15 protein-coding genes and 1 rRNA gene are annotated in these 15,543 nt (G+C 42.4%); 15 read left to right on the top strand and 1 reads right to left on the bottom strand.

The features are described 5' to 3' along the window. Window positions 1–5 precede the first annotated feature (5 nt). The 13 genes from ACSBOP_RS04365 (at window position 6) to ACSBOP_RS04425 (ending at window position 11,825) form a co-directional block, all read left to right on the top strand. On the top strand, window positions 6–629 hold the full coding sequence (locus ACSBOP_RS04365) for an MBL fold metallo-hydrolase (RefSeq protein ID WP_442603247.1): 624 nt from the start codon (window positions 6–8) through the stop codon (window positions 627–629). Between the two features lie 195 nt (window positions 630–824). Further along, the gene (locus tag ACSBOP_RS04370) at window positions 825–1,229 is read left to right on the top strand and encodes a hypothetical protein (RefSeq protein WP_442604563.1); all 405 of its coding nucleotides are present in this window, start codon (window positions 825–827) and stop codon (window positions 1,227–1,229) included. 137 nt (window positions 1,230–1,366) lie between these two features. Then, on the top strand, window positions 1,367–2,596 hold the full coding sequence (locus tag ACSBOP_RS04375; RefSeq protein ID WP_442604372.1) for a M24 family metallopeptidase: 1,230 nt from the start codon (window positions 1,367–1,369) through the stop codon (window positions 2,594–2,596). A gap of 94 nt (window positions 2,597–2,690) precedes the next feature. Continuing rightward, window positions 2,691–3,080 (top strand): ATPase, encoded by a 390-nt coding sequence (locus ACSBOP_RS04380; RefSeq protein ID WP_442603248.1) that lies wholly within the window; start codon window positions 2,691–2,693, stop codon window positions 3,078–3,080. A gap of 172 nt (window positions 3,081–3,252) precedes the next feature. Continuing rightward, a complete protein-coding gene (gene gatC, locus ACSBOP_RS04385; RefSeq protein WP_442603249.1) occupies window positions 3,253–3,540 on the top strand; it encodes an Asp-tRNA(Asn)/Glu-tRNA(Gln) amidotransferase subunit GatC in 288 nt (95 codons plus the stop codon). A gap of 30 nt (window positions 3,541–3,570) precedes the next feature. After that, complete coding sequence (gatA, locus tag ACSBOP_RS04390) at window positions 3,571–5,031, top strand: Asp-tRNA(Asn)/Glu-tRNA(Gln) amidotransferase subunit GatA (protein ID WP_442603250.1); 1,461 nt, start codon at window positions 3,571–3,573, stop codon at window positions 5,029–5,031. 26 nt (window positions 5,032–5,057) lie between these two features. Continuing rightward, window positions 5,058–6,497: an Asp-tRNA(Asn)/Glu-tRNA(Gln) amidotransferase subunit GatB gene (gatB, locus tag ACSBOP_RS04395; protein ID WP_442603251.1), complete on the top strand. Its 1,440-nt coding sequence runs from the start codon at window positions 5,058–5,060 to the stop codon at window positions 6,495–6,497. A 198-nt stretch (window positions 6,498–6,695) separates the two neighbouring features. Then, window positions 6,696–7,301, top strand: coding sequence for an RNA polymerase sigma factor (locus tag ACSBOP_RS04400; protein WP_442603252.1), 606 nt, complete (start codon window positions 6,696–6,698; stop codon window positions 7,299–7,301). Then, window positions 7,249–7,581, top strand: a complete 333-nt coding sequence (locus tag ACSBOP_RS04405; RefSeq protein WP_442603253.1) for a hypothetical protein — start codon at window positions 7,249–7,251, stop codon at window positions 7,579–7,581. Before ACSBOP_RS04400 ends, ACSBOP_RS04405 begins: the two co-directional genes overlap by 53 nt. A gap of 26 nt (window positions 7,582–7,607) precedes the next feature. Then, a complete protein-coding gene (locus tag ACSBOP_RS04410; RefSeq protein WP_442603254.1) occupies window positions 7,608–8,159 on the top strand; it encodes a hypothetical protein in 552 nt (183 codons plus the stop codon). A 15-nt stretch (window positions 8,160–8,174) separates the two neighbouring features. Beyond that, on the top strand, window positions 8,175–9,437 hold the full coding sequence (locus ACSBOP_RS04415; RefSeq protein ID WP_442603255.1) for a DUF4097 family beta strand repeat-containing protein: 1,263 nt from the start codon (window positions 8,175–8,177) through the stop codon (window positions 9,435–9,437). A gap of 91 nt (window positions 9,438–9,528) precedes the next feature. Next, window positions 9,529–9,972, top strand: coding sequence for a peroxide-responsive transcriptional repressor PerR (perR, locus tag ACSBOP_RS04420; protein WP_442603256.1), 444 nt, complete (start codon window positions 9,529–9,531; stop codon window positions 9,970–9,972). A 137-nt stretch (window positions 9,973–10,109) separates the two neighbouring features. Next, window positions 10,110–11,825, top strand: coding sequence for a glycosyl hydrolase family 18 protein (locus ACSBOP_RS04425; RefSeq protein WP_442604373.1), 1,716 nt, complete (start codon window positions 10,110–10,112; stop codon window positions 11,823–11,825). Window positions 11,826–11,914: 89 nt separating this feature from the next. On the opposite strand, the gene ACSBOP_RS04430 is transcribed toward ACSBOP_RS04425, so the two are convergent. Then, window positions 11,915–12,283 (bottom strand): DUF2614 family zinc ribbon-containing protein, encoded by a 369-nt coding sequence (locus tag ACSBOP_RS04430; protein WP_442603257.1) that lies wholly within the window; start codon window positions 12,281–12,283, stop codon window positions 11,915–11,917. 122 nt (window positions 12,284–12,405) lie between these two features. Here ACSBOP_RS04430 and ACSBOP_RS04435 point away from each other — a divergent pair, with 122 nt between their 5' ends. Next, on the top strand, window positions 12,406–13,281 hold the full coding sequence (locus ACSBOP_RS04435; RefSeq protein WP_442603258.1) for a nucleotidyltransferase-like protein: 876 nt from the start codon (window positions 12,406–12,408) through the stop codon (window positions 13,279–13,281). A gap of 464 nt (window positions 13,282–13,745) precedes the next feature. Next, window positions 13,746–15,295, top strand: a 16S ribosomal RNA gene (locus tag ACSBOP_RS04440). Window positions 15,296–15,543 lie beyond the last annotated feature (248 nt).

Consider the following 15,543-nt stretch of genomic DNA (forward strand, 5'->3'; position numbering starts at 1 on the left):
ATTATATGATCAGAATCGATGCTTTTTCTCTCGGTCCATTAGGGACCAATGCGTATTTATTATCCACAGAAGACGGTAGTAGAGGGATTATTATTGATCCAGGAATGAACCCCAAGCCGCTTGTAAAGCGAATCAAAGACATGAAGATTGAAGCGATCTTGCTGACACATGCTCATTTTGATCACATCGGCGGGGTCGAAGAGATTCGTAAAGATAAAGGTTGTCCCGTGTATTTACATGCACTTGAGGCAGATTGGCTGATGAATCCACGTAAGAATGGATCTACCAGATGGCCTGAAGTAACGGGGCCAATTACGACAGAAGACGCGGAGTTCGATTTAGACGAAGGTCAAGTCCTGGATATGCTTGGTATTCAGCTTAAGGTTATGCATACCCCAGGTCATTCTCCTGGTAGTGTGTCCTTCTTATGGAATAACCACTTGTTTAGTGGAGATGTGTTGTTTAAGCTTTCAGTTGGAAGAGTGGATTTACCAGGAGGAGATGGTAATGATCTATTGGACTCCATTCACGGTAAATTATTCGAGCTTCCTGATGACGTGATCGTTTATCCAGGACACGGAGCGAAGACGACAATTGGATTTGAAAAAGTAAATAATCCGTATGTGTAACTTTCGGTGGAGAAGAAGTCAAGATTAAAAACCTTGACTTCTTTTTTTTGTCCAAGCTTTCAAATATGAGATATATGTCTAATTTCACCAAGGTAGGTGAATACCGTGTTCATGTGGGGGATGTTCCCATAGACTGTTGATGGAAGTACAGAGTTACCCCCTCATAATAACTACTTCAATAAGGAGGTGTTCGACATGGAAAAATACAACCCGATGCAAATGCCACATGTAACACAAATGCCAATGCCAATGCCGGCCGCACCAATGCCAATGCCAATGCCAATGCCAATGCCAGCCGCACCAATGCCAATGCCGATGCCAATGGCACCTAAGCCAGTTCATGTGACGGAAAAGAACTTTCTATTCATCGCTCCAACACAAGTGATGGAGAAACCAATGTGGGATGGCTGTCATCATAAGCCAGTTTATGTTAGTCCGGTAAATCAACAACCTCTAGTCCACCATTGTCACCACAAACCTATGCACATTCAATCTACTGGCTGCGGAAAGAAAGGTAAATGGTCGTCAACAGGTGAACTTCTTGTTTTATTCATTCTGCTCGTGATCATTGTTCGTGGATTTCATCATTGTTTTAAATAATAATGTAAAAATAAAAGCAGACATTCAAGCCTTCGTGGTTTGGATGTCTTTTTTTGTCTGATCAAATAAATGGATAATAAAAGTAATCCTATTGTATGATAAAAGTAGAGTATGTATTGAATAAAAAGGATGTGAATATGCAAGTGATCCAGCCTATTTATAAAGAACGTGAACAGCGTATGCAGGCTGTTATGAAGAGTAATGGTATTGATATATTTGTTGTCACGCAAAATATTGATTTGTATTATATGACGGGCTCTATGCAAAATGGATATTTGTTCGTCCCTGTCGAAGGAGACTCTATTTACATGGTACGCAGAAGCGTATTACGCGCACAGGAGGAATCCGCGACTGAAGTAGAAGCACTTGGATCCCTGCATACGCTGCAAGAGCGCCTTGCCGCTCGCTACCCGCAGGTGCGAGCGAAAGATATCGCCAGCGCTAATATCGCTGGCTCCCCGCTCGTGCTTGCCACGGAGCTGGATGTGCTTCCAGTTGCGACGTTCCGTCGTCTGGAAGCATCCATCCCTGGCGCGCAGTGGGTAGACGGCTCCCTGCTGATGCGGGAGCTGCGCATGATTAAATCGCCGGAGGAGATCGCGGCGATTCGAACTTCTGCCCGCGCCGTTGATGCGGCGCTGGAGGCGGCCCTGCGGCATGTCCGTCCCGGCATGCCGGAAGTGGAGCTGATGGCGTTTATCGAGCATCAGCTTCGGGTGAACGGGCATGCGGGTCTTATGCGCATGCGGGCGTACAATGCCGAGTTAGTCACCGGCATGGTAGCGGCAGGGTCGGCTGCTGCTGAGCCGACCTATTTTGACGGCCCCGGTGGGGGCCGTGGTCTGAGCGCTGCGTCGCCGCAAAGTTCTTCTCAACGGCCGATCGGTGCTGGAGAGCCAATTTTAATTGATTTGGGCTGCTGTATAGATGGTTATGTGATTGATCAAACACGGACTGCTGTTTTTGGTGAACTGGATGAAGATTTACAGCGTGCATACGAGGTTTCCGTAGCGATTCTTCATCAAGCTGAATCGAATCTCAAGCCCGGTATCAAATGTGAGCAGCTGTACTTAGATGCGCTGCAGCACGCTGCAGATGCAGGTCTTGCGGACCATTTTATGGGATATGGAGACAATCAGGTTAAGTTTTTGGGACATGGAATTGGACTTGAGATGGATGAACTACCTGTACTAGCTAAAGGGTTTTCTATTCCCTTAGAGCCCGGGATGGTTATCGCCATCGAACCGAAATTTACTTTCCCTGGTCGAGGCGTCGTCGGCATCGAAGACTCTTATTTAATCACGGAGGATGGATTTGAGAAACTATCAATTTCTCGAGATGGTGTGATGAAGCTACCCATTGATTAGAACAATTCTAGTAATGGAATAGACATGCCTTCTTATTTTTAGTACCATAGATAGATATTATAAACTGGTACTTAAGCATGGGGAGGGAACAATCATGCTGCAATTAGGAGAAAAAGTAGTTATTGTGGAGGACAGCATTGAGCAGAATTTGCCGATTGGTGAATATGCCTTTGTCATTGCCTATGACCGGAATCCGGATAATATATTTGACTATATGATTCGTATACCGAAGATAAATAAACATTTCTTTGTGCCTGCGAGCGATATCGAGCCAGAGGAAGTCTTGATACAGGAAGCTGTAGACCTCGTAGAACGAGAAGCACTCATTGACTATGCGCTTGCGACTCGGAATGAAGAACTCTTTTTCAAGCTTATGAATGGGGAAGAGGTTGATGAGGCTGAAGAAGTTGAGGTCGAGGAAAAGACAGAAACTCTAACTGCCGAAGATTTTATTAGACAAATTAATTTAAGAGCATGGATCTAATTATACAAGCAAGAGAGGGCTCGCTGCCGTAGGCAAGAGGTCCTCTTTTTCTATATAGCTAGAGGAATCTCACACATTGCGCATACATTGAGTTAGCGTAATTTCTAAGCTATAATATGAAAAGCTTTCAACAACATATTTGAAACGGTTGGCTGAAAAAGGGGTGTCTGTGATGAGTATTACATTAAAAGATGTTGAACATGTGGCCAAGCTGGCTCGTTTGGATTTAACGGATGAAGAGAAGGATCAATTTACCGAACAATTGAACGCGATTCTAAAATATGCGGAGCAATTAGGTCAATTAGATACGACGGGTGTTGTTCCAACCTCTCACGCAATGATTTTGAATAATGTAATGCGTGAAGATGAAGTTCGTCCATCTTTGCCAATTGAGAAAGTATTATTGAATGCGCCTGAGGAAGAAGAAGGGCAATTTAAAGTACCAGCGGTTCTTGAATAGAACTACATATGAGGAAGGAGGCGTATGACGATGTCATTATTTGAAAAGAAATTACAAGAGATTCATAATCTGCTGCACGCGCGTGAGTTAAGTACAACAGATTTGCTTAACCATGCCTATGATCGAATTGCGCAAGTAGAGCCTAAAGTGCAAGCTTTTATTAAATTAAATGAAGAAGATGCTCGTAAAACTGCGGCAAACCTCGATGAGCAACTAGCAAGTGGTATACAAGATCGTGGCTTGTTGTTTGGGTTACCCATCGGACTTAAAGATAATATTGTAACAGAAGGTTTAACTACAACTTGTGCGAGTCAATTTTTATCTAATTTTAATCCGGTTTATGATGCGACTGTCGTTCGTAAGTTGAAAGAAGCCGGCACTGTTACAGTAGGTAAACTAAATATGGATGAGTTTGCAATGGGGGGCTCCAATGAGAACTCTTCCTTCCATCCAACATATAATCCTTGGAATGTTGAGTATGTTCCTGGTGGTTCATCAGGCGGTTCGGCAGCATCCGTTGCTGCAGGAGAAGTCTATTTCTCATTAGGTTCTGATACGGGCGGCTCGATTCGTCAACCTGCTGCATATTGTGGGGTCGTTGGTCTAAAACCAACCTATGGTCTCGTTTCTCGTTTTGGGCTTGTTGCTTTCGCTTCATCACTGGATCAAATCGGACCTATTACGAAAAATGTTGAAGATTCGGCTTACTTACTTCAAGCGATTGCAGGACATGATCCAAGTGATTCGACTTCTGCAAAAGTGGATATTCCAGATTACATCGCTGCGCTTTCTGGGGATGTAAAAGGCTTGCGTATCGCAGTTCCTAAAGAGTACTTCGGAAGTGGGATTGATCCTCAAGTGAAAGAACGTGTGAAAGAAGCACTTCAAGTTCTTGAAGGTCTTGGTGCGATTTGTGAAGAGGTATCATTGCCTCACTCTGAGTATGCAGTTGCGACGTATTACTTGTTAGCTTCATCTGAAGCGTCATCTAACTTGGCTCGTTTTGATGGTGTTCGTTATGGTGTTCGTACAGATAATGCAGATAACCTGCTTGAGCTTTATCATAAGTCACGTAGTGAAGGCTTTGGCTCAGAAGTGAAGCGTCGGATTATGCTCGGAACGTATGCGCTATCTTCTGGCTACTATGATGCTTATTATTTGAAGGCACAGCAAGTTCGTACTTTAATTAAACAAGATTTTGAACAAGTGTTTGAAAAATATGATGTCATCATCGGACCTACTGCACCAACTACAGCGTTCCGTATCGGTGAACAAGTCAATAATCCATTAACGATGTATTTGAATGACATTCTTACAATTCCAGTTAACCTTGCGGGTGTTCCAGCGATCTCTGTACCTTGTGGATTAGCGGATGGTATGCCAGTTGGTTTGCAAATTATCGGAAAAGCATTGGATGAGTCCACTGTATTACGTGTTGCTCATGCCTTCGAACAACATACAGATCACCACAAGCAGCGTCCACAGCTGTAATTTTGTCAGGAAAGGAGCAATTATTAGTGACAACTAGCAAATATGAAACCGTTGTAGGTCTTGAAGTGCACGTCGAACTGCACACGCATTCCAAAATCTTTTGTGGCTGCTCGACTTCATTTGGAGCACCGCCTAATACTCATACATGTCCGATTTGCCTAGGTCATCCAGGTGTACTGCCTGTTTTGAATCATCAGGCATTAGAATTCGCGATGAAAGCGGCAATGGCGCTTAATTGTGAAATTGCGACAGAAACAAAGTTCGATCGTAAGAACTATTTTTACCCAGATTCACCTAAAGCCTATCAGATTTCCCAATACGATAAACCTGTCGGAGAAAATGGGTGGATCGATATTGAAGTTGATGGTAAAACAAAGCGGATTGGGATTACGAGATTACACTTGGAAGAAGACGCAGGTAAGCTTACGCACGTAGATGGTGGTTATGCTTCACTTGTTGACTTTAACCGTGTAGGTACACCACTTGTAGAGATCGTTTCTGAGCCAGACATTCGTACACCTGAAGAAGCTCGTGCTTACTTAGAGAAGCTTAAAGCGATCATGTTGTACTGCGAAGTTTCTGACGTGAAAATGGAAGAAGGATCTCTGCGTTGTGATGCGAACATCTCCATTCGTCCTTGGGGACAAGAAAAGTTCGGTACAAGAGCTGAACTGAAGAATATGAACTCCTTCCGCGGTGTGCAGCGTGGACTCGAATATGAAGAAATTCGTCAAGCAGATGTACTTGATAGTGGACAACAAGTTGTTCAAGAAACACGTCGCTGGGATGAAGCACAAGGAAAGACCATTTCCATGCGTTCGAAGGAAGAGTCCCACGATTATCGTTATTTCCCAGATCCGGACCTTGTGTCTATTCATATTGACGAAGCTTGGAAAGATCGTGTAAGAAATTCCATCCCTGAACTTCCAGATGCACGTAAGGTACGTTATAGTCAGGAGTTTGGTCTACCTGACTATGATGCCGAAGTTATTACGGCTTCCAAGAAAATGGCAGACTTCTTCGAAGAATCTCTCCAATATACAAAGGATGCAAAGCAAGTCTCCAATTGGATCATGGGAGATTTACTAGGTTACTTGAATGCAGGGAATTTGGAGCTTAAAGATGTCAGCATTACAGGTAAAGGCTTGGGCGAGATGATTAATCTCATCGACAGTGGAACCATTTCAACAAAGATTGCGAAGACTGTATTCAAGGAAATGCTTGAAACAGGTAAGGAACCAAAGCAAATTGTTGAGGAAAAGGGACTTGTTCAAATCAGCGATGAAGGTGCGATTAAAGAAATCGTGTTGGCTGTTATTGCAAACAACCCGAAATCAGTTGCTGATTATAAGTCGGGTAATGAACGAGCAGTTGGATTTATCGTTGGACAAGTGATGAAAGAAAGTAAAGGGAAAGCAAATCCAGGTATGGTGAATAAACTCATCGTTGAAGCCTTAAACAGCTAAAATAGTATGCTATCCAGAGAAAGAAGCGACATATCCTAGAATGTGTCGCTTTTTTATTTTGTATAGGGAGTTATTTGGGGGTGTTTTGGGATTACCGGCCAAAGTAAAATTGCTATTATTTTTTTTCGAATATTTGAAGGGGACGACGAATCATTTACGTCTAATAGGTATCAAACTAAATAAGAGGCGGGTGCTGCGATGCAAGAATTGACGGATGAACAGCTTATCCAATCAATCCGTCAAGGTCACATAGACGCGTATCGTGATTTGGTAGATCGGCACAAGGGACTGATTTTTAATTATATTTACCAAATGGTAGGCCAAAGAGAGACCGCGGAGGATTTGGCACAAGAAGTATTCATTAAAGTTTTTCGAAACCTAAGTCATTTTAGAGGCGATTCCAAATTCACGACATGGATTTTTCGACTGACAGTCAATGTGGTTACCGATTACAGAAGGTCTCAGAAGCGTAAGCCGTTACAAATTATGCTGGATAAAATCAAGGACTGGTGGCGCGATGACAGTCTTGGACCCGAAGGGATTATGATTAAACAAGAACAACAAGATGCTGTACACAGCTTGCTCGCTGAACTACCTGACAAATACCAGCACATTTTATTCTTGTATCACTTTAAGGAAATGTCCTATCAAGAAATAGCTGAAATAACGAATTTGCCAATCAAGACAGTAGAAACAAGGCTTTATCGTGGTAAGTCTCTTTTAAAGGAAAAATGGATGGAGGTGCATCCGCATGAACAACAAGCACACTTACGGCGACGAAATACTGCGTCAGAGTATAAATAAATACCTGGGTCCTCTAGATGTCATAGAGCCGTCCAGTGATTTTACAGATCAAGTAATGAAACAGGTGGTTATCGCCTCCTCGCAGCAGGAGAAAGGTTCTAACGAAGCACCCGGTGGTGTAATTCAATTGCGCAGAGAAATGATCCATGGCGCTATTGCGGCAGCAGCCACTTATATCTTCATCCAGACTGGTGTACTAAGTAAGCTGCTTGCACTTAATACAACTGTCCTTGAAGTTACACATTACATCGAGCGAATATCAGGTTATTTCACATTCTAATCTAACTAGAGGGGAGAATCATTCAAATGAATGAACATCCAAATTACAATGAACCGCCTTACCATCCAAATTATCATGGGTATCCACCCTATCCGTCATCTGTACCACGTAAGAAAAAATGGGCATCTGGGATGTTATCCTTCTTCATTCCAGGAACAGGTCACATGTATTTAGGCTTAATGCAGCGTGGCTTGATGTTTATGTTTTTTCTCGCATTTAGTATTTTTCTTGTCGTGACCTTAGCTTCATCGCATGATTCAAATCCAGGAATGATTTTTATCGCCTCTATACTAATTCCAATTACTTATTTCTACACCATATTCGATGCGCTTCAATATACAGATAAAGTAAATCATGCTACTGCTTTATATGGGGAACTTCCCAGTAACTTCGGTAAAGTGACTGGTAATAATACACTTGCATTTATCATCATTGCTGGAGGTTGTATGTTTTTCATGGCGAGCATGAAACCAACCTGGCTGTCGTCACTCGTACAAACATTGGGTACTTATGTAGGTGGGATTATTTTAATTGGTATCGGTGTGTTGATGGTTTTACTCAATATGCGCAAACGATAATTCTGGAGGAATTCGATGATAAAAGTTGGTCGTTATACTGCGGCATTTCTTCTTTTGGTGGTCGGCGGTTTATTGCTACTCGAGCAATTTACATCTATTTATACGCTGCCCATAATATTGGATTGGTGGCCAGTTCTTTTCATATTATTAGGTCTGGAATACATTTATTTTAGTTCAAAATATAAAAGCTCTGACCGTCAATTACGATTAGACTCGCTTGGGATATTGCTTTCTGTTTTGATATCCGTTGTGATTGTTGGCAGTGTACATGCATCATCTGCTATTGATTTTATTAAAGGTCTCAACATATCAACATTTTATGTAGATGACTCTGATGAGGAAGACGGAGTAAGCATACCCGTGATACAAGTTCAATCTAATGATAGTTCGAATATGAGCTCTAGTGCGAACGTGAATTCGAACTCGTTTGAACTTGAAAAAACGTATGTCCTTCTTTCTGCGGATACAAAAAATATCCAATTGAAGAATGTAAATGGCGGAGTGAATATTCACAGTGGCGATGTGCAGAGTATTGAAATCGTGACCCATGTAGTGGTTCCGCATGTAGGAGCAGCAGAAGCGAAAAGAATAGCAGAGGAATCACGTATTCACTATACGGCTGGAAAGGACATTCAAATTAGTGCAGAAGGTCAAACCTATTCGTCTTCGGGCATTAATAAGCAAAAAGCAATCATGAATCTTGAAGTTACTGTTCCAAAATCATTATCAAGTAATTATCAAATTGAGGTCATCAATGGCCAGGTTCGTGCAGAAGGTATTCCTGTTCAGCAAGTTCTGAGGACAACTGTTACGAATGGCTCAATCGAAATAACCAATATTGATGGAAGTGTAATTACACAGACGACCAATGGTGAAATCAAGCTGGACAATATCCGCGGTAATGCCCAAGCAATTACAACGACGGGTGTAGTAAAAGTCAGTAACATAAGCGGTGACCTTAAAGCAGAATCTACCGTTGGAGCAATAAATATTTCCGAGGCTGGCGGAGTTCTTCAGGCTCATACAACAACAGGGAAGATTTCGATTAAGTCTGGACAAATTAACGGTGCATGGGATATCGATAACTCGATAGGTTCCGTTAGTATTTCCTTGCCAGACAATGCCGATTTTAGAGTGGAGGGTAACATCACAGGCGGATTGAATTCTGATTTTCCTGACATACGTAAGAATGACGGACTTCAAGGGAAGAATGGCGCAGGTACACACGTGATCCGAATTAAAACAATTGGGCAAGTCTCAATAACAAAAAATATCTGAGTGTGCTAAGTTTCATTGACAACAATTCCTCTGCACCTTTACAATACAAGGTAAGATTTGATTCGAGTACGAGTCGCAGGGTGGTGAAAACATGTCTGAAAACCTGTCGGATGCATTAAGTAAACTGAAAAATAATGGAGTTCGGATGACGCCGCAACGGCATGCGATTTTATCGTTTTTGCTTCAGTCGATGAATCATCCAACTGCTGATGATATTTATAAAGCATTGGAAAAGAAATTTCCGAATATGAGTGTTGCTACTGTTTATAATAATTTGAAGGTGTTTATTGAAGCGGGGTTAGTTCGCGAATTGACGTATGGAGATAATTCATCTCGATTTGACGCGGATATGAGTGAACATTACCATGCAATGTGTGTCCAGTGTGGCAAAATTGTTGATTTCGAACATCCTCCATTATATAACGTTGAGCAAGCTGCAACTGAACAAACTAGCTTCCATGTAGAGGGACATCGTCTTGAAGTGTATGGAACTTGCAGTGAATGTGCCACAGCTTCCAAGCAATACTTGCATTAATTTATATTTATCCGCCATTTAATTCGTAACTGACCACAGGGTTCATTTTTAGTATAATAGACGTGTCTTCTTTCCGTATGAAATCGGAAGCGTAGATACGTCTTTTTTAATGATCTATAGGATGTAAAGGGTGTGTGATGATTATTAAGAAAAAAGGTTGTCTCTTTATACTGTTCCTCATTTTTTGTGTCATAGGCGCGATAGCGGCCGTATTCTTTTATTTCAACCGTGTTGTTCCAAATACGGAACATGTAGGGATTGAACATTATGGAAAAACGAAGCCCATCTTTTATAAAGGAGAGCTTTATGCAACGGATGCTACAGGCAACAAGGAAAGTTTGAAGCTCCCGCTTGATTTTATTCAAAAGCATATTGACCCATCGATCCTTTATGAAGATTCGAGTCAATCTGTGATTGTAACGACACAAGATAAAGTTGTTCGTTTACGCTCCAAAGGCTTAACTTCCACAATCAATGAGAAGCCGTATACATTGAAATTTCCAATTGATAAGCAAGGAAGTACAGTGAATGTACCAATTGATCCACTACAAGATTTGTATCATTTAGATATAAGAGAGAATGAAGAAACAGGAATTGTTGTTGTGAATCAAAGTGGGGATTCCCTTGCGTGGGGTTTAGTCATGTCGAAGGATAAAGAAATAACCACAGTACCTATGCGGACAGGCTCATCTGTCACTTATCCAATCATAGGCGATCTCGCGCTGCAAGAAGAAGTGATGATTTGGGGTGAAGAGAGCGGATGGTATAAGGTTCAACGTAAAAATGGGATGTTTGGATACATAGCGAAGGATTCGATTCAGTTTCAGCGGACTGAAGAAATCCCTAATAAAGTCCAGGTTAAACCATATATTCCCTGGAAACCGCTTGGCGGCAAAATTAACATGACATGGGAACACGTCACATCTAAAAATCCAGACACATCTAAATTACCAGCTATGCCAGGTTTAAATGTGATTTCGCCAACATGGTTTCATTTAGCTGATGTAAAAGGAAACTTAACGAATACAGCAGACGCTTCTTATGTGAAGTGGGCACATAGTAAAGGTTTGCAAGTTTGGGCATTATTCGATAATGGATTTGAACCGAAACAGACGACCCAGGCATTGTCGAGCTATGATACGCGTATGCACATGATTAAACAGCTGCTCTCCTTTGCACAGATGTATAAGCTGGAAGGAATTAATATTGATTTTGAGAATGTAGTTACAGCTGACAAGCAAAATCTTGTTCAATTTGTCCGCGAGTTTACACCTTTAGCCCATGAACAAGAACTCGTTGTATCGATTGATGTGACGCCAAAATCTCAATCTGAGATGTGGTCGCTTTTCTTAGATCGTAAAGCGTTAGCGCAAAGTGTGGATTATATGATGTTAATGGGATATGACGAGCATTGGGCGACAAGTCCTAAAGCGGGCTCTGTTGCTTCAATACCATGGGTGGAAAATGCAATAAAAAAACTCCTCGAAGAAGAGGAAGTTCCATCTGATAAACTTGTTCTTGGTGTACCTACCTACACTCGACTATGGACAGAAGAAACTGTGGATGGCAAGACAAAGGTATCTTCAAAAGCAATTTTTATGGAAAAAGCGCAAACTATTATCAAAGATAATAAGCTTACCCCAGTGTTCCAACCTGAAGTAGGTCAAAATTACGTGGAATATAAGGAAGGCGACAAACTGAATAAAATTTGGATCGAAGATGCGGAATCCATGAAACTGCGTACAGAGCTTGTGAAGAAATTCAATTTAGCAGGAATTGCTTCATGGAGACGCGGGTTTGAAACACAGGATATTTGGAAAGTTATTGAGGATAGTCTTACCAAGCGGCCTTAATTATTTCTTATTTGTTTATAAAATAGAACGAAGCATAAAAAGAAGGACTTTCGCTTAGGCGAAAGTCCTTCTTTTTAATACTACTAAAATTAGTTACTAGATGGTGTAGAAGTACCTGGGTCCAGATTAGGATCGAGTGTGAGGATCGTTTTACAAAACATACAACGATCTGTTTTACCTAGTAACTTGGTTTGCTTCCCGCATTCCGGACATTCAATGACCGTAGCTGATGTAGATAACATTCCTGCCCAGAAATAAACGCCCATACTGACCAACATACTGACCATACCGATAGCACCGAATATAATCGCAATGACTCGTCCAATTGTTCCCCAGTCAAATACAATCCCTGCAAGACCTACGATCATCATCATCATTCCACCCATAGTGAGTAGTAGTCCCCACAAGCGAAACTCATTAACTTTACTTGATTTCATTACTTTAGAAGTCTTTGCCATAACTCAAGATCACTACTTTCTCCACTTAATAATATTGTTAGCCGAATGAGCAGGAAACGAACACATGTATGTAGAATTACATCTTTTAAAAATGTGTTGCAACACTTATGGGGGCAATCATAATGCCGAAAAATTTCAATAATTGTTACGAGAAGTTCATACAGGACCAAAGCGTTCTTGGAGTAATTCGTGTTCCAGTAGAGGTGGAATATCCATCATCTACGAACAATATTGACCTGTTGTTGCTAATCTTAACATGCGATACTACGAAGCACAATTGTACTTTTTATTATATAAAAGGCAATATCCGTATACAAGAAAGATGGATTGAAACCGCATATATGAAGCAATGCACCATAGGTGGCAAGGATCCTAACCTTCTGCGGTGGGTACTAAGAGGAGAGATTGTGGTGGAACGAGATGCGCAGCTTGCAGGGCTACGTAACAATATTGTCAATTTTCCAGTGGAAATGAAGGATCGATTGTTACTCATTGAATTTGCTCAATTTTTAAGAAAATACCAGGAGAGCAGAGAATATGTGCTAGATGAGCAGGTGCTGGATGCTTACGCTTGTATTTTACAAGCCTTACACCATTGGGCAAGGATCGCTATTATTGAAGCGGGCTTTTATCCAGACAATATGATATGGCAGCAAATTCGAACGATTAATCCCGGTATATATAAACTTTTCGAAGAGCTGACAATGAGTAACGAGACATTAAAGCAGCGCGTTCAGCTCGTACTTCTTGCATGTGAATTTTCAGTTGTATCACGTATCTCTAACTGCTGTACATTGTTATTACGTATTTTAGATAGTCGCCCGGAACCATGGAGCTTAGAAGAATTGAAAATTTGCCTTGAGATTGAAGATATTCATTTGGAGCTTCCGATGTTATTGAACAAATTAATACGTAAATCATTAATTAAAGAAGTATTGGTTACGAACACGAGTGATATGAGTGAACTAACAATCATGTATACCATCGAATCAATGTGATTAGTGGGAACGATCTAGGAGCAGTCAGTCGACTGCTCTTTTATTATGGATTAGCCTTTTTTAAACACATCAATTTTCTGAAAATTACAATTCTAAAATAACTTTTGAATAGGTGTTGACTTACCAGCTTTGTCTATGTTAAATTAGATCTCGCCGCTAAAACGGCAGCATTCAAAACCTTATAACAAGTGAGGCCGAAACAGCCGAGTAAGAAATTGGAAATAAATAAACACTTGCAATAAACGGTGCGAATGTGGTATATTAAAGAAGTCGCCGCTAAAACGGCGCAAAGCTGAAAAGCGAGATTGTCCTTTGAAAACTGAACAACGAGTGAATGAATATAAAGAGATTGTAAAATCTCAAACAGTCGACGACAGTAGCGCTTTTAGCAAAGCGGTCGCGACAAAGCTAGTAAGTAAATTTTGAGCAATCAGCTCACCAGACATTTTCCTTTGGAAAAGTCTTTAATGGAGAGTTTGATCCTGGCTCAGGACGAACGCTGGCGGCGTGCCTAATACATGCAAGTCGAGCGGCTCAGCTTTCTTCGGAAAGCTCGGGTAGCGGCGGACGGGTGAGTAACACGTAGGCAACCTGCCTGTAAGATTGGGATAACTACCGGAAACGGTAGCTAAGACCAAATAAGTGGTCTTCTCGCATGAGAGGGTCAAGAAAAACGGGGTGACCTGTTGCTTACAGATGGGCCTGCGGCGCATTAGCTAGTTGGTGAGGTAATGGCTCACCAAGGCGACGATGCGTAGCCGACCTGAGAGGGTGAACGGCCACACTGGGACTGAGACACGGCCCAGACTCCTACGGGAGGCAGCAGTAGGGAATCTTCCGCAATGGACGAAAGTCTGACGGAGCAACGCCGCGTGAGTGATGAAGGTTTTCGGATCGTAAAGCTCTGTTGCCAGGGAAGAACGCTAAGGAGAGTAACTGCTCTTTAGGTGACGGTACCTGAGAAGAAAGCCCCGGCTAACTACGTGCCAGCAGCCGCGGTAATACGTAGGGGGCAAGCGTTGTCCGGAATTATTGGGCGTAAAGCGCGCGCAGGCGGTCTTTTAAGTCTGGTGTTTAAGGTTGGGGCTTAACCCCGATTCGCACTGGAAACTGGAAGACTTGAGTGTAGGAGAGGAAAGTGGAATTCCACGTGTAGCGGTGAAATGCGTAGAGATGTGGAGGAACACCAGTGGCGAAGGCGACTTTCTGGCCTATAACTGACGCTGAGGCGCGAAAGCGTGGGGAGCAAACAGGATTAGATACCCTGGTAGTCCACGCCGTAAACGATGAATGCTAGGTGTTAGGGGTTTCAATACCCTTGGTGCCGAAGTTAACACATTAAGCATTCCGCCTGGGGAGTACGGTCGCAAGACTGAAACTCAAAGGAATTGACGGGGACCCGCACAAGCAGTGGAGTATGTGGTTTAATTCGAAGCAACGCGAAGAACCTTACCAGGTCTTGACATCTGAATGCAAACTCTAGAGATAGAGTCCTTCTTCGGAACATTCAAGACAGGTGGTGCATGGTTGTCGTCAGCTCGTGTCGTGAGATGTTGGGTTAAGTCCCGCAACGAGCGCAACCCCTGATCTTAGTTGCCAGCATGTAATGGTGGGCACTCTAGGATGACTGCCGGTGACAAACCGGAGGAAGGTGGGGATGACGTCAAATCATCATGCCCCTTATGACCTGGGCTACACACGTACTACAATGGTCGGTACAACGGGAAGCGAAAGAGCGATCTGGAGCGAATCCTAAAAAGCCGATCTCAGTTCGGATTGCAGGCTGCAACTCGCCTGCATGAAGTCGGAATTGCTAGTAATCGCGGATCAGCATGCCGCGGTGAATACGTTCCCGGGTCTTGTACACACCGCCCGTCACACCACGAGAGTTTACAACACCCGAAGTCGGTGGGGTAACCCGCAAGGGAGCCAGCCGCCGAAGGTGGGGTAGATGATTGGGGTGAAGTCGTAACAAGGTAGCCGTATCGGAAGGTGCGGCTGGATCACCTCCTTTCTATGGAGAATCGTTTCCTGCAACGGAAACATTCAAATATATAATATTCATTCACTCGTGTTCAGTTTTGAAAGGCCAATAGCCTTTCGAAAACCTTGTTCCTTGAAAACTAGATAGCGAAACGAAGAAGTAAAGCATAGGACGATGTTATCCATGCAAATGGAAAATCATCGAACATCTAAAGCATTCTTATGTTTCATAAGAATTGCCTATTTAGTTGATCCGTAAGAAGACTTTGGTCTAATTAC

This window comes from Paenibacillus sp. KN14-4R (assembly GCF_052180255.1).
In the GTDB taxonomy this organism is placed as follows: Bacteria; Bacillota; Bacilli; order Paenibacillales; family NBRC-103111; genus Paenibacillus_AM.

What these genes read in the sequence shown, in the direction of transcription:
- ACSBOP_RS04405 (WP_442603253.1), top strand. Translation starts at nt 7,249, where the DNA reads ATGAACAACAAGCACACTTACGGCGACGAAATACTGCGTCAGAGTATA.
- ACSBOP_RS04365 (WP_442603247.1), top strand. Translation starts at nt 6, where the DNA reads ATGATCAGAATCGATGCTTTTTCTCTCGGTCCATTAGGGACCAATGCG.
- ACSBOP_RS04370 (WP_442604563.1), top strand. Translation starts at nt 825, where the DNA reads ATGGAAAAATACAACCCGATGCAAATGCCACATGTAACACAAATGCCA.
- gatA (WP_442603250.1), top strand. Translation starts at nt 3,571, where the DNA reads ATGTCATTATTTGAAAAGAAATTACAAGAGATTCATAATCTGCTGCAC.
- perR (WP_442603256.1), top strand. Translation starts at nt 9,529, where the DNA reads ATGTCTGAAAACCTGTCGGATGCATTAAGTAAACTGAAAAATAATGGA.
- ACSBOP_RS04375 (WP_442604372.1), top strand. Translation starts at nt 1,367, where the DNA reads ATGCAAGTGATCCAGCCTATTTATAAAGAACGTGAACAGCGTATGCAG.
- gatC (WP_442603249.1), top strand. Translation starts at nt 3,253, where the DNA reads ATGAGTATTACATTAAAAGATGTTGAACATGTGGCCAAGCTGGCTCGT.
- ACSBOP_RS04425 (WP_442604373.1), top strand. Translation starts at nt 10,110, where the DNA reads ATGATTATTAAGAAAAAAGGTTGTCTCTTTATACTGTTCCTCATTTTT.
- ACSBOP_RS04410 (WP_442603254.1), top strand. Translation starts at nt 7,608, where the DNA reads ATGAATGAACATCCAAATTACAATGAACCGCCTTACCATCCAAATTAT.
- ACSBOP_RS04400 (WP_442603252.1), top strand. Translation starts at nt 6,696, where the DNA reads ATGCAAGAATTGACGGATGAACAGCTTATCCAATCAATCCGTCAAGGT.
- ACSBOP_RS04380 (WP_442603248.1), top strand. Translation starts at nt 2,691, where the DNA reads ATGCTGCAATTAGGAGAAAAAGTAGTTATTGTGGAGGACAGCATTGAG.
- ACSBOP_RS04435 (WP_442603258.1), top strand. Translation starts at nt 12,406, where the DNA reads ATGCCGAAAAATTTCAATAATTGTTACGAGAAGTTCATACAGGACCAA.
- ACSBOP_RS04415 (WP_442603255.1), top strand. Translation starts at nt 8,175, where the DNA reads ATGATAAAAGTTGGTCGTTATACTGCGGCATTTCTTCTTTTGGTGGTC.
- ACSBOP_RS04430 (WP_442603257.1), bottom strand. Translation starts at nt 12,283, where the DNA reads ATGGCAAAGACTTCTAAAGTAATGAAATCAAGTAAAGTTAATGAGTTT.